Source organism: Methanosarcina sp. Kolksee (genome assembly GCF_000969945.1).
GTDB lineage: Archaea > Halobacteriota > Methanosarcinia > Methanosarcinales > Methanosarcinaceae > Methanosarcina > Methanosarcina vacuolata.
Genome location: NZ_CP009524.1, coordinates 3,961,094 through 3,981,272, shown reverse-complemented (window position 1 = coordinate 3,981,272; position 20,179 = coordinate 3,961,094). Strand labels below are relative to the sequence as shown.

The 20,179-nt window shown below is 40.1% G+C and carries 16 protein-coding genes; 12 read left to right on the top strand and 4 right to left on the bottom strand.

Annotated elements, in window-relative coordinates; all coding sequences use genetic code 11:
- The first annotated feature begins 35 nt into the window (after positions 1–35).
- The 3 genes from MSKOL_RS16330 to MSKOL_RS16320 are packed head-to-tail and all read left to right on the top strand — an operon-like array spanning position 36 to position 2,689.
- Complete coding sequence (locus MSKOL_RS16330; protein WP_048157729.1) at positions 36–1,001, top strand: beta-ribofuranosylaminobenzene 5'-phosphate synthase; 966 nt, start codon at positions 36–38, stop codon at positions 999–1,001.
- Entirely contained in the window at positions 998–2,008 is a 1,011-nt protein-coding gene (locus MSKOL_RS16325) for an NOP5/NOP56 family protein (protein ID WP_048157727.1), read from the top strand. Before MSKOL_RS16330 ends, MSKOL_RS16325 begins: the two co-directional genes overlap by 4 nt.
- Entirely contained in the window at positions 2,009–2,689 is a 681-nt protein-coding gene (locus MSKOL_RS16320; protein ID WP_048122720.1) for a fibrillarin-like rRNA/tRNA 2'-O-methyltransferase, read from the top strand.
- A 162-nt stretch (positions 2,690–2,851) separates the two neighbouring features.
- On the opposite strand, the gene MSKOL_RS16315 is transcribed toward MSKOL_RS16320, so the two are convergent.
- Positions 2,852–3,397: a helix-turn-helix domain-containing protein gene (locus tag MSKOL_RS16315; protein WP_048122718.1), complete on the bottom strand. Its 546-nt coding sequence runs from the start codon at positions 3,395–3,397 to the stop codon at positions 2,852–2,854.
- Between the two features lie 601 nt (positions 3,398–3,998).
- Between MSKOL_RS16315 and MSKOL_RS16310 the strand changes: the two genes are divergently transcribed.
- Genes MSKOL_RS16310 through MSKOL_RS16300 form a run of 3 tightly spaced genes read left to right on the top strand, consistent with a single transcriptional unit; the run spans position 3,999 to position 5,797 of the window.
- Positions 3,999–4,691, top strand: coding sequence for a DUF2162 domain-containing protein (locus tag MSKOL_RS16310; RefSeq protein ID WP_048157725.1), 693 nt, complete (start codon positions 3,999–4,001; stop codon positions 4,689–4,691).
- Complete coding sequence (locus MSKOL_RS16305; protein WP_048122714.1) at positions 4,688–5,311, top strand: MotA/TolQ/ExbB proton channel family protein; 624 nt, start codon at positions 4,688–4,690, stop codon at positions 5,309–5,311. The genes MSKOL_RS16310 and MSKOL_RS16305 overlap by 4 nt, the downstream gene beginning before the upstream one ends.
- Positions 5,312–5,344: 33 nt before the next feature.
- The gene (locus MSKOL_RS16300; protein WP_048124244.1) at positions 5,345–5,797 is read left to right on the top strand and encodes a DUF2149 domain-containing protein; all 453 of its coding nucleotides are present in this window, start codon (positions 5,345–5,347) and stop codon (positions 5,795–5,797) included.
- A 271-nt stretch (positions 5,798–6,068) separates the two neighbouring features.
- Here MSKOL_RS16300 and MSKOL_RS21690 read toward each other — a convergent pair whose 3' ends face one another.
- A complete protein-coding gene (locus tag MSKOL_RS21690; RefSeq protein WP_197078783.1) occupies positions 6,069–6,188 on the bottom strand; it encodes a DUF1648 domain-containing protein in 120 nt (39 codons plus the stop codon).
- A gap of 1,048 nt (positions 6,189–7,236) precedes the next feature.
- Here MSKOL_RS21690 and MSKOL_RS16295 point away from each other — a divergent pair.
- Positions 7,237–11,619: a cobaltochelatase subunit CobN gene (locus MSKOL_RS16295; RefSeq protein WP_048157723.1), complete on the top strand. Its 4,383-nt coding sequence runs from the start codon at positions 7,237–7,239 to the stop codon at positions 11,617–11,619.
- 230 nt (positions 11,620–11,849) lie between these two features.
- Here the strand turns inward: MSKOL_RS16295 and tsaA are convergent, their stop codons facing one another.
- Together tsaA and MSKOL_RS16285 are read right to left on the bottom strand one after the other, a co-directional pair.
- A complete protein-coding gene (gene tsaA, locus MSKOL_RS16290) occupies positions 11,850–12,284 on the bottom strand; it encodes a tRNA (N6-threonylcarbamoyladenosine(37)-N6)-methyltransferase TrmO (RefSeq protein ID WP_048157721.1) in 435 nt (144 codons plus the stop codon).
- Complete coding sequence (locus tag MSKOL_RS16285; RefSeq protein ID WP_048157719.1) at positions 12,277–12,861, bottom strand: FmdE family protein; 585 nt, start codon at positions 12,859–12,861, stop codon at positions 12,277–12,279. Before MSKOL_RS16285 ends, tsaA begins: the two co-directional genes overlap by 8 nt.
- A gap of 1,268 nt (positions 12,862–14,129) precedes the next feature.
- Here MSKOL_RS16285 and MSKOL_RS16280 point away from each other — a divergent pair.
- From MSKOL_RS16280 to MSKOL_RS16260, 5 genes are all read left to right on the top strand, one after another.
- Positions 14,130–14,921 (top strand): winged helix-turn-helix domain-containing protein, encoded by a 792-nt coding sequence (locus MSKOL_RS16280; RefSeq protein ID WP_048157717.1) that lies wholly within the window; start codon positions 14,130–14,132, stop codon positions 14,919–14,921.
- A 78-nt stretch (positions 14,922–14,999) separates the two neighbouring features.
- Positions 15,000–15,923, top strand: coding sequence for a ribose 1,5-bisphosphate isomerase (locus MSKOL_RS16275; RefSeq protein ID WP_048122701.1), 924 nt, complete (start codon positions 15,000–15,002; stop codon positions 15,921–15,923).
- A gap of 818 nt (positions 15,924–16,741) precedes the next feature.
- Positions 16,742–17,974 carry an ABC transporter substrate-binding protein gene (locus MSKOL_RS16270; protein ID WP_048157714.1) on the top strand — a complete coding sequence of 411 codons (1,233 nt, stop codon included), beginning with the start codon at positions 16,742–16,744 and terminating at the stop codon, positions 17,972–17,974.
- Positions 17,971–18,666, top strand: a complete 696-nt coding sequence (locus MSKOL_RS16265) for a GTP-binding protein (protein ID WP_048122698.1) — start codon at positions 17,971–17,973, stop codon at positions 18,664–18,666. Before MSKOL_RS16270 ends, MSKOL_RS16265 begins: the two co-directional genes overlap by 4 nt.
- A gap of 123 nt (positions 18,667–18,789) precedes the next feature.
- Positions 18,790–19,782 carry an ABC transporter ATP-binding protein gene (locus MSKOL_RS16260; protein ID WP_231592291.1) on the top strand — a complete coding sequence of 331 codons (993 nt, stop codon included), beginning with the start codon at positions 18,790–18,792 and terminating at the stop codon, positions 19,780–19,782.
- Positions 19,783–20,179: the final 397 nt, after the last annotated feature.

Below are 20,179 nucleotides of genomic sequence, written 5' to 3'. Positions count from 1 at the left end.
AAGCTTTATGAATAGGTAACGAGGTACATATAGACATGATTAAAGTAGTGACTCCATCCCGACTTCATCTTACCCTGATAGACCTCAATGCAGAGATAGGCAGGGTCGATGGGGGAGCGGGAATCACCCTGGAATATCCCGGCCTGGAAATTTCTGCAAGTGAAGCTGAGAATATAGAGATCATCGGTAATCCTCTTCTAGCAAGCAAAATGCAAAAAGCTGTACAGGCCCTTCTTCCAATAGGAGAAGGAATAAAGCTGCATATTAAAGATAGTCTTCCTGATCATGTGGGGCTCGGTTCCGGGACCCAGGCCGCACTGTCAGCAGCAGTAGCCGTAAACAGAATTTATAGATTGGGAAAAAGCGTTAGGGAACTTGCAGTTGCGGTCGGCAGGGGAGGCACATCCGGGATAGGGGTTGCTGCTTTTGAAAATGGTGGCTTTATTCTGGATGGAGGACATAAGTTCAAGGATAAAGGCGCATTTTCTCCTTCTTCAGCCAGCCACGTACCGCCTGGTCCTGTCCTTTTCAGAAGAGACTTTCCTGACTGGTCCATAGTCCTTGCAATTCCTGAAGGTAAAGGGGCTCACGATGCGGAAGAAGTGGATATTTTCAAGAAGTATTGTCCAATTCCCCTTGCCGAAGTTCAGGAAATTTCCCACGTAATCCTCATGCAGATGCTTCCTGCACTTGTCGAGGAAGACCTGGAAAGTTTTGGCAAGGCAATTAACCACATCCAGACTGTAGGTTTTAAGAAAAGGGAAGTCGGACTTCAGTCACAGCCTGTTCTGGATATCATGAATTACATGCGTGACAACGGCGCAAGTGGATCAGGTATCAGTTCTTTCGGGCCGGTAGTTTACGGCATTGTCGGAAGCGTCGAGGAAGGCAAAAGACTCCAGCAAGAAACCCAGCGCATGCTTGAAGAGTCCCTTGGAGGAAGAGTTTTACTCACAAAGGGAAGGAACAGGGGTGCGGACATCTCCGGGGGTCCGGATTGAAAATCAATACCTGGTTTGGAACTATTGAAACCGACAGAGACGGAGAAATTCTGGGTTCCATACTTCTTTCAAAAGACATCCGGGAGCTTGCCCTCCATTCTCTAGATCTAAGGAACAGCAGGTCAGATCTTCCTCCTGAAGGCTTTGACCTCAAAGCTGCAGCTATCAGATCCGGGTTTGCAGAATCCACTGCCGAATATTATTCCCTTTTACATGAAGTTACTCTGGAGGCGGCAAAACTTCAGGTCTCAGGTGCTCTTACTCCTGACCAGCGAATTATTCAGGCTGTAGAGGCCCTGAACGATATAAATGAAACCACAAATGCCCTGTCTGAAAGGCTTTCTGAATGGTACGGAGGTTATTTTCCGGAAAGCGGGTTAGGTGGAGAAGACCTTGCACTTTTTATTGTAAAATATGGTTCCCGTAAAAATGTCGGCTCTGAAGACCCGCTTTATTCGAAAGCCATAAACTCAATGGGTGCAAAACTTGAACCTGCGGATGAAGCACTCCTTAGAGGTTTTGCAGAAAACGTGTGCAGTCTCTATGAACAGCGGAGACAGATCGAGGCTTACATTGAGAACAGCATGGAACTGGTTGCACCCAACCTGAAGCTTATTGCAGGCCCAATGCTTGGAGCAAGGTTAATAAGTCTTGCAGGAAACCTCGAAAAACTTGCTGCGTTTCCCTCCAGCACCATTCAGGTTATAGGAGCCAGCAAGGCGCTTTTCAAACATCTTCGGGCTCGGGCTCCATCTCCAAAGCACGGGATCATCTACAGTCACCCTCTGATAAATACTGCGCCCTGGTGGGTAAGGGGAAAGGTAGCAAGAGCTGTTGCATCAAAGCTTTCCCTTGCTGTGCGCATTGATTTTTATTCAGGAGAAAAAGATCCCTCTCTTATGGAAAAACTTGAAGCGAAAGTCCTACAGATCAGGACTTTGAACCCCAGGCCTCCTCAAAAAAAGCAGGAAAGCGGAGAAAAGCCAAAGAGAAGGAGGAGGAAGTAAATGCCTGAAGTCAAAAAGATATCGGATGGGATCTTTGAAGTTATAAAAGACAAAAGACAGCTTGCTACAAAGAACCTTGACCCTGGAAAAACCGTTTATGGAGAAAAACTGATTACGGTTGAAGGAGTTGAATACCGGACCTGGGACCCTCGGAGGAGCAAGCTTGGAGCCATGGTCCTGAAAAAATTCGATATTCCACTAAAGGAAGATTCGAAGGTTCTCTACTTAGGTGCGGCTTCAGGTACAACGGTCAGCCATGTTTCTGATATTGTTTCGGAAGGTGCAGTTTACGCCGTTGAATTTGCCCCAAGGAGCATGCGAGATCTTATAGGGCTTGCATCAAGGAGGAAAAATATCCACCCGATTATGGCTGATGCGGGAAAGCCTGACAGTTACTCCCATCTCGTTGAGCCTGTGGACCTTATTTTTCAGGATGTTGCACAGCCCAACCAGGCCGAAATTGCTGCAAGGAATGCAGTATGTTTTTTAAAAAAGGATGGATATCTCCTGCTTTCCATTAAAGCGCGGAGTATAGACACCGCAGCAAAACCAAAAGAGATATTTAAGGCAGAGGTAAAGAAACTTGAACAGGCTTTTGAGCCCAGGTTTGAGGTTCTTAATGCAAAGGACCTGATGCCCTATCACGAAGACCATCTTGGAGTTCTGGCGAAGTTGAGGTGAAACGCCCGTTTTTCAAGAGTTTTTGGGTTTTTTCAGGAGAAAGATAAGAAAAGTATCATATTTCAGTGGACTTTTCAAACCCTTTAAAGATTTCATGAGTAGAGATTTTGCAAGCTCAGTGAACAGATATGAGCGTCTAAGGAGGTAAGCGTTGTGGGCTGTTTACCTTCTGATACTTACCAGTAATCTTTTTTTCGTTACGGGCACTAACTTTTTCCACTCGACTACAGCATCGTCGTAAAACTCATATTCGTCTACAGTCTTATCCGAAAATTTGCCATCCACCTCATATATATAAAATCCCTCTTCCCCATCCGTAGAGATGACCTTGACTCTGTTCCCCATTTTCTTAACTTCCACGGCAGCCACGCTTTTCAGAGCATCAAGCAGAGTCGTTCCCTGTTCAACCTCCAGTCTCCTGTTTTCTGCAAAGTGGTCCAGGAAAGAATAGATGTTGTTCAGTTTGATGCCTATCATATGAGTATTTCCGAACTTTTTTCGTTCTATAAGATCAGCTTTTTCTAATATTTTTACATGTTTGGCAGCCACAGGCACAGAAATCCCTATTTCTCTTGCCAGACCGGATATATGCATATCTCCTTCACTCAGGTGTTCGAGAATTGAGAGGCGTGTATCGCTAGAAATAGCTTTGAAAAGGTTTTCTCTACCGCCGTTCATTCCAGAACTCCTCATAACATTTACTACCATGATGAACTCTATTTTATCTCAAATACTTATAATTATTGCTTTTATTAGAACAAGTAAAGTAAACTATTAGATCTTTTCATTGTCTTTTTTATATTTAATTTTAGCAAATTTACTTTAATTACGGATTTTTCTTTTCTTTTTTCTATATTACTGCCTGGCAAGCAAAGTAAATTTTCACATAATATTTGTTAAGTTTTAATTCTAATGTATGACTAACGTTAATTGATACCGTTTTAAAAAAAAGAAACTATTTTACTATTTTATTATAGTATTATGTAATTATGTTACGATTCAGGTGCCATAACTAAGTCAAATAATATCGATTTTGGTTACAGGGACCTGTCTAATAAGGGATTCATAGTAACTTTACTATTTAACTATTTTACTCTTATACCCTCTTACTCTCTTACTATCTTAACTTCTGCACATGTTCTGATTTTAACTTGTGTAATTATTTCTATCTCTCCGGCAGAAAAAAGGGTGTAGACAAACTTTTAGTATAAAATATACACTCAATGAGCCCTTGTTATCCAAAAAGATAACGAATATTACCCAAAAACCAGTTTTTATTTAATTTTACTATAGATGCTCAGAAGGTATTATGGACTCTACGGCATTAACTGTGATTGGGATTTTGATAGGTATCCTTGTCTTTGGAATTAAATCTGGAATAGGATGCGGATTTTCAAACATAAGTACAAAAGAAATTTTTGCAATTGGAGGCAGTTATTTACTTCTGGCCCTTTTATTCGGAGGCGTTGCCGACCATATAAGCCTGGAATCTTTTGAGAAGTTTTCTTCAATGGGCATGGGAATCCATGTACTTGTTTCCTTTCTCCTTATAGTGATAGGGATTTACACCCAGAAAAAGTGGAATTCAGGAAAAGATGTTTCAAGACACACTTTCCTCGCTATATCCATACCCTGCCCGGTCTGCCTGGCAGCTCTTGCAGTCTCCTGCATACTGCTTTCAGAAAGTCTTAACCTTTCCGGGATAAAAGTAGGACTTCTTGTTGGGGTTGCTTTTTTTATAGCAGTGGTGGCTTCTTCTTTTCTTTTCAGGCTTGGAAAGGTCCGGTTTGGAAAAACCCCTGAAACTATGGGCAGCGCAATGATGCTGATAGGGATTTACTATCTGTTAGGGGCTCTGCTTATCCCTGCGTATATACAAACAAAAAAGATGAACCTTGTTGCAACCGGTGGAGGAGAAACAGGAATTATTCCTCTTATGGCTTTTGGAGTCATTGTCCTTGCAGGTTTTTTCCTGGAACGTATAAGGAGGCATGATCTTTGAGCCTTATGAATTTATTATCCAATATGATGAACGTCTTCTCAACGGCTTTGCTAATTCCTGTAATGTTTCTTCTCACTATTCTGGTATTTGTTTCCTTGATTCAATTAGGAGAATTCCTTTCCGAATATACGAAAAGGCATAGGGACTGGACTAATCTAGAGACTAACTGCAAAAAAATTGAGTGCGAGCTTCAGAATTCGGATTTTTCGGAAGCATCCAGAGCTCTTGAAAACATCAAACAAAATTACATGGTCACTTCTTTTGCACGAGATGCTGCAAAATACCTGAAAGAGCGACATTTTCCTGCAATTGAGAGACTTTCGCAGGAATATGAAATCAAGATGGCAAAGCGCCTTGAACATACAAAGATAACTTCAACTATCGGTCCCATGCTTGGCCTTATGGGAACGCTTATTCCATTAGGCCCTGCTCTGATAGGGCTTTCGAAAGGAGACCTTGAGACCCTTGCGCAAAACCTGATGATTGCCTTTGCGACAACGGTTGTGGGGCTTTTTGCGGCCGGGATAGGCTACGTACTTACACAGGTCAGAAGGCGATGGTACTGGGAAGATATGTCGGATATCGATTATATCCTGGATACGATTGAGGAAAAGAACTGAAGCTAATTGTCTCTTAATAATGAGGAAGAACTCATGCGAAAATCCAGAAGATACAGGCGGACAGGACTTTTAAAAGATGAAGATGAGCAAAGTCCTATGACCAGCGTTGCAAATGTTTTTGATGTTGCAATGGTCTTTTCCGTAGCTCTGTTGGTTGCACTTGTTATGTCATATCACCTCCCTGAACTTCTAAGTTCCAATGAGGATTTCACTATTGTCAAAAATCCCGGATCTCAGGATATGAAGATTGTCATCAAAGAAGAAGGCAAACCCATTGAAGTCATGAACATGACCGATAACATAGGAGGGGGGACGGGAGAGGCTCTTGGAACAGCTTACAGGCTCGCCGACGGCAGGGTAATTTACGTACCTGACAATGGGAATGGTACATCTTCTTCGTCAGGTACATCCACTTCGTCAGGTACATCTACATCATCAGGCACATCTACATCATCCCGTACAATTAAAGTATCCACTTCACAGTAATAATTTCAATAAAATAGGTGAATTTTATTTGTTATGAACTGAGTCAATGTAATTTACCTAAAATCTCGGAAAAAATTAAATTTGTATTTGGAAAGTGACGCCGAATAATAAGCACTTCATTTTATTCTTTTTACACCCTCAGAATAACTTTCTTTTTTAGAATAAAAAACAGGATATGGTCTTCTGCCAGATTGTTTTCATCTGTTATTTGAACAGAAACATTCCCCTTCTGTAAAAAAATACTACAGTAATAAAATATAAAGCAAAATACTTATGGTTGGCAGAATAAGGGTTTGAATTTACTTCCCCAGCTATCTATTTCACCCAATGCATTATAGTGCACAGGAACTTGTTGAGGAATTTGAACCCACCGGGCGTAAATGAAAAGCAAAATCGATAGCTTTCAGGAAAGAAAGTTCCTTAACCGATAACCAATGGATAGATATTTAGAGACAAATTACTCCCGGAAGACTGCAGTTTTAAGGAGATAAAATGGCAAATTACTCCTGGAAGACTGCAGTTTAGAGAGACTAAAAATAGCAAATTATTCCCGGAAGACTGCAGCTTTAAGGAGGTAAAATGGCAAATTGCTCCTGGAAAACTACAGATTTACGGAGGTTTAAAATGGCGCCTCATAAGACAAATCAAGTAAATCTGATTTGTCTATAACTAAAATTACATCTATGTATATAAATATTTCGTATGCGTAAGACGCAGTTTGTAAATACTAGGGAGAACAACACAATTTAAAATGAAAATGCACATTGTATAAAAATAATATAATATATGACACTATATTATAATGGCATATTATAATAAAAACAATGATTTGAAAATAAATAAGCAATTTCATTTATTGCAAAATTATCAATATATCACATCATAATGATTTTAAAAGAATTTCGTTGGTTTATGGACGAAAGAGTATTGGCTCTTCACGATTTTGAATGGGTAATTTACAGTTACATTCTAAATTTGACCTGCACATATAATATACGAAACGATTCTCATGGGAATCACATTTAATGTAGAGGATTATCTGTTTTGTGCAGTTACTTCTTAACTGAAGAAGCATCTTCAACTCCTACAAAATAGAGAGGAATCATAATATATTACGTAAAACCTCCATCTAACCCGTTTTTACCCAAATAGCTAACAATTATGAGCCAAAAACTGTGTTTTATGTATCTTATTCCCTAATGCTCCGAATGTTGAATCTATCATACAGAGTGGCCACTCATTGGATTTAGGAAGTTTTTGATTGGACTGCATATTAGAATCAAGAGCTTCCGAGTTCATTTTTGATGTTTAATAGCTGTTTCTGTATTATTTCTAAGATTCATAATAATTCATAATAAAATTATTCTGTGGGCCAAGCATCCTGATTCTTTTTCTAACCGGGTGCTTCAGGGTTCATGATATATTGTTCTGGGGATAAGATGCGTACGGCACAAAGTAGATTATTGGTTTTATGTGCGGTAGTTCTTTTATTACTAGCACAGAACGTATCGGCTGATGAAAATCACGTAAATATTACTTTTATCTGTTATGATGGGAGCGCCCTTGCTGCAGCAGCGCAGTCCAATCCGTATAATGCAAGTATGAATGTAACATATATTTCAGGATATTCCGATTTTAGCAATGTCACTTTTGAAAACCAGGATGTAATATTTACTTATATGCTCTGGTCGCAGTTCAAAGATATCGGGGACGATCTTGAAAACGCTCACGAAAACGGGACTGCACTCATAGATATTACTTCCGTAATAGACACAGCATACATCAACACCTCAAGTTATGATCAGATTTTTTCCGGGACTACCCCGTATAATTCTACCGAAGAAAAATTCTTCTACAATATGGGTTCCAGAGGAGTCCTGAAGGAAAATACTGAGAACTTCCTTATATATCTCGCAAAAACTTATGGAGATAAACCCGAGCTTACGAAAGACTGGGTTTATGAAGATCCTATAGAATTCCCTGAAGCAGCGATTTACCACCCTGACGCTCGTTCTTCCACTAATGAATCTCAGCCAGACTGGTTTGAAAATACTACTGATTACCTTGAATGGTACTCTGACTCAACTAACTCAAATTCAACTAACTCAAATTCAACTAACTCAAATTCAACTAACTCAAATTCAACTAACTCAAATTCAACTAACTCAAATGAATCACGACATATTTACGACAAGAGTAAACCCACTATAGGGATATGGTTCCATGCTTCCGACTATACAGGTGACAACCTTAAAGTCATAGATGCTCTTATCCGTGATCTGGAAGGAAAAGGCTGCAATGTGATTGCGGGTTTTGATACTTTCAATGATATTCATAATTTTTACTTTGACGAAAATGGAGAACCTCTTGTCCAGTGCGTAATTTCTCTAAAGAGCTTCCGTTTGAATTATGATGACCCTGATAAAGGTGTGCAGGAGCTTGAAGACCTTGATGTGCCTGTCCTCACGGGATTGGTTGTTACAAACCCTGCTAATTCTACCGACATAGCTGATAGTAATAGAGGTATCCCCAGTGAAGAGGTTGTATACAAGACTCTGCTCCCGAGCATTGACGGGATTTTCGAGTACATTGTAATAGGAATTGATAATTATGATTCCGCAACAGGTGAAAACAGCTATGAACCACTGCCTTCTCAGATTGACTGGATGGCAAACAGGTCGATTAACTGGGCAAACCTGAAGTTAGAGGTAAACGAAGACAAGAAAGTAGCTGTCATCTATTACAACTATCCTTCAGGAAAGGATAACATCGTAGCAAATTATCTCAATTCCACCCAGAGCATGTTTGAACTCCTGAATGCAATGAATAACAGCGGTTATGGGGTCTCCGGAATCCCGGAAAACAGTAGTAAGCTCATGGAAATGCTTCAGGCCCAGGGCATCAATGTTGGTTCCTGGGCTCCCGGAGTTCTGGATGGGATGGTGGAAAACAGGACTGAGTGGGGCCTTCAACTCATACCTATGGATACCTATAAAGAGTGGTTTGAGTCCGAAATTCCGGAAAATCTGAGAGCCAATGTAACAGCCGAATGGGGTGAACCCTGGTCTGAAGATCTGCCTCAAAATAAGAGTGTTATGATCTATGAGAATGAAACCGGAAAATACATTGTAATTCCAACGGTGCGTTTCGGAAATGTCTGGCTCATGCCTCAGCCTGCCAGAGGAACAGGACAAAATAATGACACTCTTTACCACAGCAATGTTGTACCTCCCACACATCAGTACATAGCTTTCTATCTCTGGCTAAACCATGAATTCAAGCCTGATGCACTTATTCATATGGGTACTCATGGTACGCACGAGTGGCTTCCGGGTTCTACTTACGGAATGAACCGGACTTCAGACTGGTCTCCTCTTCTGCTGCAGGACATTCCGAATATCTATCCCTATATCATTGCCAACGTGGGAGAAGGAATAACTGCGGAATACAGAGGTAATGCCTTAATTATTGACCATTTGACTCCAACCCTTGAACGCAGCGGGCTTTATGGAGATTTGCTAAACCTTTCAACTGATGTGGAGGGGTATTACGACCCCGGGATTTCTTCTCAAACAAGGGCAGGATACCAGAAGGCCATAGTAAATGAGATAATCGCACTCAACCTCAGTGTTGATCTGGGAATAGATAACGTAACTGTTCTTCAAGATTACAACGAAACGGAGTTTGAAGATTTCGTTAAAAATGTCCTTCACGAATACCTGGAAGATGTAGGAAATGAAAATATCCCATACGGTATGCATATTCTCAGCCATGTTCCTGCGACGAATATGACAGATCCTGAAAGTGATGAACTTACAGGAATGGTAAGGGCTATGCTTGGAGGAAGTTTTGAGGATAATATCACTGCTGCCTTCTACCCTGAATCTTCATATCCTCTCGGAATTCCATTGAATGATACAAAAGTTACCAGACTTGTCTGGGAAGTCGTAACCAATAATACGAGCGTTTCTAAAGCGCAGACTGCAGTTTATGGGAAAACTAACAGCACAGTTACACTTGATCTTGAACAGGGGCTGGATTATAAAGACAGGCTTCTTAACTGCGATGTGGAGATTGACAGAATTCTTTCAGCCCTGAACGGAGGCTTCATCCCACCAGGCTCAGGGCTGGACCCTATAATGAATCCGGATGCAGTGCCTACAGGACGCAATTATTACAGCATAAATTCAAAGCTCTATCCTTCAGAAGCAACCTGGGAAGTTGGAAAAACTCTTGCAATTCAGTTGCTTGAGGACTACTATAACGAACATGGAGAATATCCCAAAAAAGTTTCATTCTCAAGGTTCGGAGTGGAGTTTATTGCAGACCACGGAACTCTGGAAGCCGAAGTGCTTTACCTGCTTGGGGTAAAACCTGTCTGGGATGAGTACGGGTATGTAACCGGAGTTGAAGCTATCCCTGAAGAAGAGCTATTGCCAAATTATGATACTTCAAAGCCTGGAAGGCCGCGTATTGATATTGTTTATACTACCGCAGGTATGAGGGATGCTTTCCCGGATAAGATAAAACTGATAGACAGTGCTGTGAAGCTTGCAAGCTCTCTTCCTGGCGTAAACTATCCAAACTACGTAAATCAGAGCTCCCTTACGCTCTATGATTCCCTGATATCTGAAGGGTATGACAATGAGACTGCAACAAAGCTCTCTACAATGCGCTGCTTTGCAGTAATGGACGGTACTTATGATATAGGGGTCTCAGATGCTATCAGTGCAAGCGGGTCATGGGATAATGAAGAAGATATTGCAAACGTATACCTGAACAAAATGGGATACGCTTATGGAGAAGATTACTGGGGAATACAGTGCAGAGAGCTCCTTGAAGGCAACCTGAAAAGCGTTGAAGCGTCAGTACATTCGTCCTCTTCAAACCTGTACGACTCCCTTGATAACGATGACCTTTTCCAGTACTTCGGCGGCATGAACCTGGCAACGAGGTATCTTAGCGGCAATACTCCAGAGATGTATATTTCGGACACAAGTAACTCGGACGGAGCTCAGATGGTAGGAATGCAGGAGTACCTCAGCAAGGATTTGCGGGCCAGATATTTCAACGACAAATGGATCGAAGGAATGAAGACCTCCGGATACTCAGGCGGCAGCATGATGTCCGAATTTGTGGACAACCTATTTGGATGGGAGGTAAGTGACCCTGACCTTGTGGATGATACTGTCTGGCAAGATGTGTATGAAACCTATGTAAATGATCCTTCTATGAAAGAATGGTTTAAGCAGAACAACCCCAGTGCTTATCAGTCTATGACAGCTAGAATGCTTGAAGCAGTCAGGCATGATTACTGGACACCTTCAGAGGATGTTATCGAAAGCCTTGCAAAGGATTATGAGGAATCTGTGGCCGAGAACGGTGCTTCGTGTTGTCACCACACCTGTGGAAATCCTCTTCTTCATGAGTTTGTAAGTGGAAAAGTATCTGTTCCGGGCTACTCCGAGCAAATAGAAGCTGCAACCAAAGCTGAAACTCTGGAGACAACAGAAAAGACCCAGAACAGTAGCAGTGGTAGTCATCACAGTCATAATACTGGAAATGCTACCGTAAAAGCCAGTTCATCCAGCAACCAGACGTCTCAGGATTCGAACGGAGGATATGGTACAGATACTTCCGAACCTGTCCCTGGAGTTCAGAAATCCTCAGATACTGATTATGTTGAAGGGTACGAGATGCAGAAAGATTCTACCGAAGAACCTGATAATAGTGGTCTCTCGTTTTCGGGCTCGGATATTATCGGAATTCTCTTTGTAGTGGTAGCTGCCGGTGGAATTTACCTGGGCATGAGGAAGAGATAAACACAGAAAAATGGAGTTAAATGGAGTTAAATGGAATTAAATGGAATTAAATGGAATTATATGAAATTAAATTAATGGAAAAAAGGAATAAAATTCAAAAAGGGTTAATCCCTTTTTCTTTTTTCTTAAAAAAAGACTCTTTATGTTTTGATTTTTGATATTATTGATTTTCGGCACTATTTTTGTTTTTTCAGCATTAGTTTTATATTTTTGGCATTAGTTTTGTTTTTTCAGTCCGTTGCTTCCTCGTCTTTTTCTTCAGTCTCTTTTATGTAGGGCTTAATATCCAGCACAGGTGTCCCATTAATTGCATCAAGCCCTTTTACATGGAGCACATTACCCTCCACTTTCAAAAGCTCTACAATGGTAAGCCCTATCCCGTTAGGGCGATAAGGGCTCCGGCTGGCAAAGACTCCGGAGATTTCTCCATCATAATGGCGGCGGTGGATGAGCTTATATCCTTTCGATTTGCTGAAATAAAACAGAATGTACAGTTTTTCAAAGTCTTCTATTCTGTAAAGCCCCTCTGTAAACTCTTTCTTGAGGGCTATCTTTGAGACTTTATTGTATACCTCTTCATTGTATACCGGTTCAAGGTAGTCGTTTTCAACGTAGCCTACAGGGACCATTTCAATTCTTTCGGAAGCCTCAGGAATTTCATTCATCTTTTGCCTCAAAACATGGAATGCAAACTATTTTTCCATTTTTAACCCTGCCCATAGGCTCCATGAAACCTTCTCCACATTTACTGCAGACCAGGGTGGGGTAAATTATGGCTTTTTCCGGCGGCTCGGCTTCAACTTCCCTAACCCAGAAAAGCTCTTCTTCAGGTATTTCCAGTATTCTCTGGCTTTTTGCATCATGAGAGGCCCGAAACTCTTTTGCCTCTTCTGGGCTTGCAGTGCCTGCCCTTAATTTTGCGAAGAGTTCGGTGTGCTTTTCGTCCGTGGGGAGAGCATCGGGTTTCAGGGAAATCCTCAGAGCTTTATTATCGCCTCTTTTGAAGTATGTGTAAACATGTTTCCCATGATCCTTGAAAATTAGATTCCCTTTCCCACAGGTGCAACCGTTTATTGCCTGAATGGCATCCACGGCACAGGACCGGTTTTCTACAATTGCGACCAGTTCTTCATCTTTGCTGCGGTCTTTGAAGTGGTTGGCGGCAAGTGTTGCTACTCTGTAGCCAATGGAAAGTCCGGGGCAGACATGTCCATGAAACTGTACTGCAGTATTGAAATCCAAGTTTTTGACTCCTGATGTTTTTAGCTCTTAGTTTTACTGATTTCCACGTTAGATTGTCATGTTGGAAATGATTAACTTTAATGAACTAGTTCCATATTATTTAGGTATTATTTATATGTTTTTTGTTTAATTAATATTACAAAAAAAATTTCTCGTAATAAGAGAAGGCCTGCTTTCGAGATTTCAAAAATAAGAATATTCACTCTGCACTGTTTCTGAAGTTTTACTCATGGAATAACAGAAAAGCCGAACTCTGGTTTAAGAGTTTTATTTATTAAAATCTTGAAGGAAAATAAAGATCTGGTCTGAGATCACTAATTTATATTTATACACAGGACTCCGCTCACTTTATATAGTATAAATTTAGAGTAATCAACCTTATCTCGAGAATATTATGAAAAATGTCTGATAACATTCTTTTTTATATAAAAACCCCATGAATAATTATTAAAATTGGGAGCCTTGTTTGCCACCTCTGATAGGCTCCCAATTATGTGATTCAACCCCTACGATTAAGAGAAAAACCCCTTAACTCTTAATCGTTGACTTTCTCTTTATGTTATAGAGGTATATAACCTATACGACTTTAAAATTTGCGTTGCATTAAATTATTTAGTCTCCTTGAAATCACAATCGTTAGACTTAATGGAATTTTCAATCATTAAATATATTTTATATATGTTAAAGTTTTACAAAAAGTGACGAAATTGCTTTAAAACCAAAAAAAAGGAGAGCTAGAATTAATTAACTAAAAAATTATATATACTGTCTATAAAATTCAATTTTCAGGTGAAAATAGATACAAAGTCTGGTTATAGAAACTAATTCATAATATATATATATTAGAAATTAACATTCAATATAATTTTTTTCTACATATTAAACACTATTATAAATAAAAATTATGTGTTGAAAACTATATAGTGGCTTTCTACTAAATTACACGAGCAAAAGCGGGTTTAACTGAATTTAGTGAATTAATATTACATTAAATGATTTTTTATATTTGCTTAAAAAAGTGATTTTACAAAACATGCGTTACTATTGAATAATATTGGAAAATAAAAGTTTTAGTAAAGATAGCAGAAACTCTCTTTTGTAATTTTAATTTGCTCAAAAAACTTGCAATATCAGGATGAATAAACATTTATTTTAATATCAGGTTCCTGTTAACAATTGAGGCTTTCAGTAGAAGTACAGTTGAAAAATAGAGGACAGTTAAAAAATGAGGAAGATATTTATTAAATATCTGTATATATAATAAAATCATGAACAGCCCGCTTCTAGAATTGATTTTCCTTTCCGAAAAAAGGAAAGATCTTCTTTTATTTTTGAAGGATGGGCCCAAAACGATTTCCGAGATCAAAGAAAACCTGAATGTAGGTCTGGTGGCAATTCTCCCTCAATTAAAAAAACTGAGGGAAAACTCCTTGATTTCAAAGACAGGTGATATCTACAGCTTAGCTCCTCTCGGGATAGCAGTAGTTGGCAAAATGAAGCCAATGATGGATGTCTTAACTGTCTTCGGAAGCAAATATGAATATTGGGCAAACCATGCAGTTGAGTCCATACCCGACCCTCTGCGGGAAAGAATAGGAGAGCTGGCTAACTGCACGTTTTCCGAACCCCCCGATAGGACGCGCCTCTTTGAGCCTCACAAAGAATTTGTAGAAAACCTTATGAAATCAAAAAAAATAAGCGGTATTGCCTCGGTTTTTCACCCTCTTTATCCATCTCTATTTCTTACTTTCGCAAAAAAGGGAGTGAACATTTCTATTCTCGTAACTTGCCCGATTTATGAGAGAATAAAAGAAGAATATGGTCCTGAATTAAGTGAATTTCTTAAATTCGAAAATGCAAATTTCTACGTTTGCAGCAAAAAAATCGAACTTGCCTATGCAGTTACCGATAGGTTCCTTTCTCTCACCCTACCTTTTTCAGACGGCACTTACGACCATATAGAAGATGTCCTGTGTTTTGAACCTCAGGCTATACGGTGGGGAGAAGACCTTTTTGCTTATTACAGGAAGATCTCGGATAAACTTACTGAAATTCACTGAAATCTGAATTACTTTCAGGTCAGTTCCCGGAACAGCCGGAAGATAGTTATAAATTGGACCCTTGCCATCCCTTATACCATGCAAAAAGTTCAGGAAACCGCAGAAAAAATCCGGACAATGGAGATCCGGGGTGCAGGCAGGATTGCAAAAGCCGCTGCTGAAGCTATCAGAGATTATGCCACAGAGCTGGACGCAGCTTCAATGGAAGAATTCAGTGCCAGAATAAAGGAAGTCTCTAATCTTCTCATCAGTACCCGCCCGACAGCTGTTTCCCTCCCGAATGCCGTGAAACTCTCATCAAAGTATTCTTCAGCAAACGTGGAGGAAGCAAGGCAGGAAATTATTAAAAATTCAAACCTCTTTATTGAGATAGCTGACAAAGCCCTTGAAAAAATCGGAAAAATTGGGTCGAGAAGAATTCGGGACGGGGATGTTATAATGACCCACTGCAATTCCCATGCTGCTCTTTCGATCATCACAACAGCCTTTGAAGATGGAAAGGATATTTCGGTAATTGCTACTGAAAGCCGTCCCAGGCGCCAGGGCTTATTGACAATTCGCCACCTTAACAATTTTGGAATTCCCACAACCCTTATTGTAGATTCTGCGGTGCGTTACTACATGAAAGACGTGGATAAGGTTGTTGTCGGGGCTGATGCTATTGCAGCTAATGGCGCACTGGTAAACAAGATTGGGACCTCACAGCTTGCGCTTGCAGCCCATGAGGCCAGAAAAAGTTTTATGGTCGCTGCCGAGACCTTCAAGTTTAGCCCGAGCACGATTGTAGGAAACCCCATAGAAATCGAAGAAAGGTCTGTAGACGAGGTAGTCGATCCTATAGTCCTGAAAGAGCTTTCTCATGTGCAGGTAAGAAATCCGGCTTTTGACTTCACGCCTGCCGAATACATTGATATGATCGTAACTGATATTGGAATTATCCCGCCTGAAATGGCATATACCGTTATAAAAGAACATCTTGGCTGGGAGCTTGGGGATTTATAATTTGGGTGATAGTATACTGATCAAATTTGACCCCGTTGATTAGCGTCTAAATATTGGTGTTTTTCATATGTTTTGAAATCAAATAATGAAGAATTTATTCATGGAATTCTTTGCGTTATGCGAACGAAAGTGTTTATTTCTTAAGGGTTAATAGTGGATATTAATATGCAAGAGGAACAATTCAGCAATGCATATGTTAGGGTAGTTGCGACACTTTTTAATTTATTATGGAACAACCAAAATTTAGATTAATTTTCATTGGTCATCGGTTAGCATAAAATCCCATCTCTTGCATATGTTTTTAGAATACTATTATAGATAGCAATGCTGACACTGATCATTAGCAGAAGAATCTATTCTCGTGTAAGAAACTAAACCGCTTCTCCTGAAAAGATGGCGAAATATACACAAATGTATTGGAGTATTGGATTGTTGAAGTCTTAAGATATCGAATATTGATTTTACTGAATGCCGGATTCTTCTTGTTAAGTCAGATTTTCAATCAAGAAATTCAAAAATCACTGGATTTTGGAACAGAGTCAAAAATCGGAATGTAAAATGGAACAGGCGATGAGCTAATTTGTAACTCTTATCGGAACATTACTTCCGAGATAACAATATTTATATGTTTGTATCTTTATTGAAATAATTGATATTCCACAGAACAGAACAAAAAATAAAGACTGGTATAAATGTGGAATTGATAATATTTGATAACGTAAGTTTTTCCTTAAGAGAAACATCATCATTAAAAATTTTAATCTTAATGTCATGAAGGGAAATAAGATATTACTCAAAAACATATCAGGTGGAATGATATGAAAGCAATTGATGAAACAATGAGTATATACCAGATCTTAAGTGAATATCCTTTTTTGCTAAAAATATTTAAACAGCATGGGATGGAGAAATTTGAAAATAAGGAAGTTCTCGAAAAACTTGGCCCTTTACTAAAATTGAAAACAGCTCTATCAATGGTATCGGTGAATAAAGACTCTTTTATTGAGCTCCTGAATCAGGCTGTTGTGTCCAATGAAACAAAAGGAGATTTTACCCTTGCAGATTCTCCGGAACGACAAAAAGAGCTGACCCTTCTTGCCCTTTTGCCATGCGGCATGAAGATGCCCTTTAACCGTGCATTTGATGACTTTTCATCCGAATACAGCAGGCAAATAAATAATGTGCTCCATTCTCTTGTAGAAGGTAATGTCAATCATGAGCTCTCATATTATGCCTATATCGATCTGGTTACATCGATTGACGAACTGCCGGACATAATAGTCAGTTCTGATATTAACAGCTTTTACCATAAACCCTTCCAGGAGAATTTTCTCAATAAGGAATATTTTGTAACTCTCAATTCATCCCCGATGAACCGTGATTTTGAATCCATCGGTTTTGCGGATCCTCGCGGCCAGTTTACCATGATCTCTGCAAACCTTCTTGTTCTGGTTACAATAGATGAACTCATGAAGGATAACCCCAAACCGGAATCCTGGGAAGATATCTTGAAAGATGAGTACCGGAACAGGGTTGTTATGCGGGGACAGGACGGCTTTTTCTGTAATGGAGTACTGCTCCCGTTCTACCGGCTGTACGGTATGGAGGGAATTAAAAAACTTGCTTCATCAGTATATACGGGAATCCATCCATCCGAGATGGTCAAAATGATAGACAGCAAAAAAGATGATGTACCCCCAATGTATATCATGCCTCTCTTCTTTGCCAGGAAAATTCAGGACAAATCCCGGATAACGATCAATATACCTTCAGAAGGAGCTATTGTAAGCCCTGTGCAGATGCTGGTTAAAAAAAGTGCAGTAGAACGGGTTAACGAGATCACGGATTTCCTCTGTGGAAAAGAGTTTGGTAAAATCTCTGCCCGAGCCTTTTTCCCGACAACAAACCCCGAAGTTGAGAATAATCTTAAAGGAATCAAACTCTATTGGCTGGGTTGGGACTTCCTGATGAATACTGACATAGGAACACTTAAAAAAGAGGTTGAAGTGGTTTTCAATGAACATTTTTATGAGACCGGAGGCATGGTGTGAGGCTTGTTACGGTGGCAGGTCCTCCCTCATCAGGAAAAACCAGTATCATTATCAAGACCATCGAAGAGCTTAGACAAAAGGGTTTTACAATCGGTGTGGTAAAATTCGACTGTCTCTCGGCTCAGGATGAGGAACTTTATTCCGCTCACAATATTCCGGTCAAGACCGGCCTCTCCAGAGGGCTCTGTCCTGACCACTTTTTTGTGAGCAATATTGAAGAAGCCCTCAGGTGGGCCAAAGAGAAGAAGTTTGATTTTCTGATTACTGAGAGTGCCGGTCTTTGCAACCGTTGTTCTCCCCATATTAAGGATGTTCTGGCAATCTGTGTTATTGATAACCTGAGCGGTGTCAACACACCTAAAAAAATCGGTCCCATGTTAAAACTTGCAGACATCGTTGTTATTACTAAAGGGGATATCGTTTCCCAGGCAGAGCGTGAGGTCTTTGCATACAGGGTTAGACAGGTTAATCCCAGGGGAATGATAGTCCAGATTAATGGCGTTACAGGACAGGGTAGTTTCTATCTTGCAAAACTTGTGGAAAAAACCTCTACAATTGAAACCCTTCAGGGAGCTACACTTCGATTTACCATGCCTGCAGCTCTATGTTCATACTGTCTTGGAGAGAGAAAAATCGGGGATGACAGGCAGATTGGCGTTTCAAAGCTGGTAAATTTTAGAGGAGATGAATAACTTTCAGATGGGATGAATAACTTTCAGATGGGAAGAATAAATTTCAGATGAGAAATATAAATTTCAGATGGAATGAATAAATTTCAGAGGAGAAGGAAGAGCTTGCGGACAGATTTGCTCCAAATGACGATAAATGAACTCAGGAAGATGATGCCCTGGATAGAGGACTATTTCTCTGCATTTGCAATTGATCCTGCACAGTTCGGGAGCAGGAAACTGGAAGAGCTGGGTTCGATACTTGGTGAAGATTATTTTATCGAGATGGAAAGCAGTTCTCTTGCTTTTATTGATGGTTTCTTTCTATTTATTGAGCAGGCAAGGGCTCTTCAACAGGGAAGCGGGTCCACAGTTGAATCCCTTACAGTGCTCCCTGGACATAATAAAAATGGTGGAAAAGAAGCATTTTCGGTAAATCTGAAAAAGGGTGAGGTTACAGCAATAGTCGGCCCGACAGGATCAGGCAAGTCACGTCTTCTGGCTGATATTGAATCTCTGGCTCAGGAGGACACTCCAACCGGCCGGAAAATACTGGTTAATGGCCGGGCTCCAGGTGACGAGGAGCGTTTCTCAACTGAAGGGCGTTTTATTGCGCAGCTTTCACAGAACATGAACTTTGTTATGGACCTCAGTGTAGAGGAGTTTCTGACCCTGCACGCCGAGAGCCGTATGGTTGATGAGGTTTCTCTTATTGTTCAGAAAATATATGATACTGCAAACATCCTGGCAGGAGAACCTTTCAGCAGGGAAACTCCTGTTACGGAGCTCTCAGGAGGACAATCACGCGCTCTGATGATTGCAGATACCGCACTTCTCAGTCCGGCATCTGTTGTTTTGATCGATGAGATTGAGAATGCAGGCGTTGACAAGGTCAGATCTCTGGAGCTTCTGGTAAGTAATAATAAGATTGTTTTAATCAGTACTCATGACCCTCTTCTGGCTTTATCGGCAGATCAGCGGCTGGTTATTCAAAATGGCGGGATTTCAAAACTTATAAAAACCACGCTGAATGAGAAAAAGTACCTGAAGAGCCTCGAAAAAATAGATCGCAAACTTACTCTTCTCCGAAATCAGTTGAGAATGGGTAAAGAGATCGACTTCAGTGATTTTCTGGTGTAACTTAATTTTGTCGGGATAAAAATTGCACAAGATTTCGTTATTCCTGTCATCCAATAACATTTTTAATAAGGTATGGAAAAAATCGTTTTGAGAAATAATTGAGAAAGCGTATATATTGCGACTTAGAAATTAAAAATAAGTTTGTATTAATGCCTTTTTGTTAGATTTCGGCTCCACAATACCTCAGATACTTTGACTGCACTGCTTTTACAATAATTTGTAAAGAACAAGATCGTTAGCTATGAGGAAATTGACTGCTGCCCAGAGAAATATTTGGAAGAATAAAAAGGAGCGAATGTGAATCACCTGGCTATAAAAAATAAAAAAGTTTAAAAATCCGTTTTTAACTATAGTTGGAAAACTATAGCTGTAAATCAACCAAATTATATTGCCTATC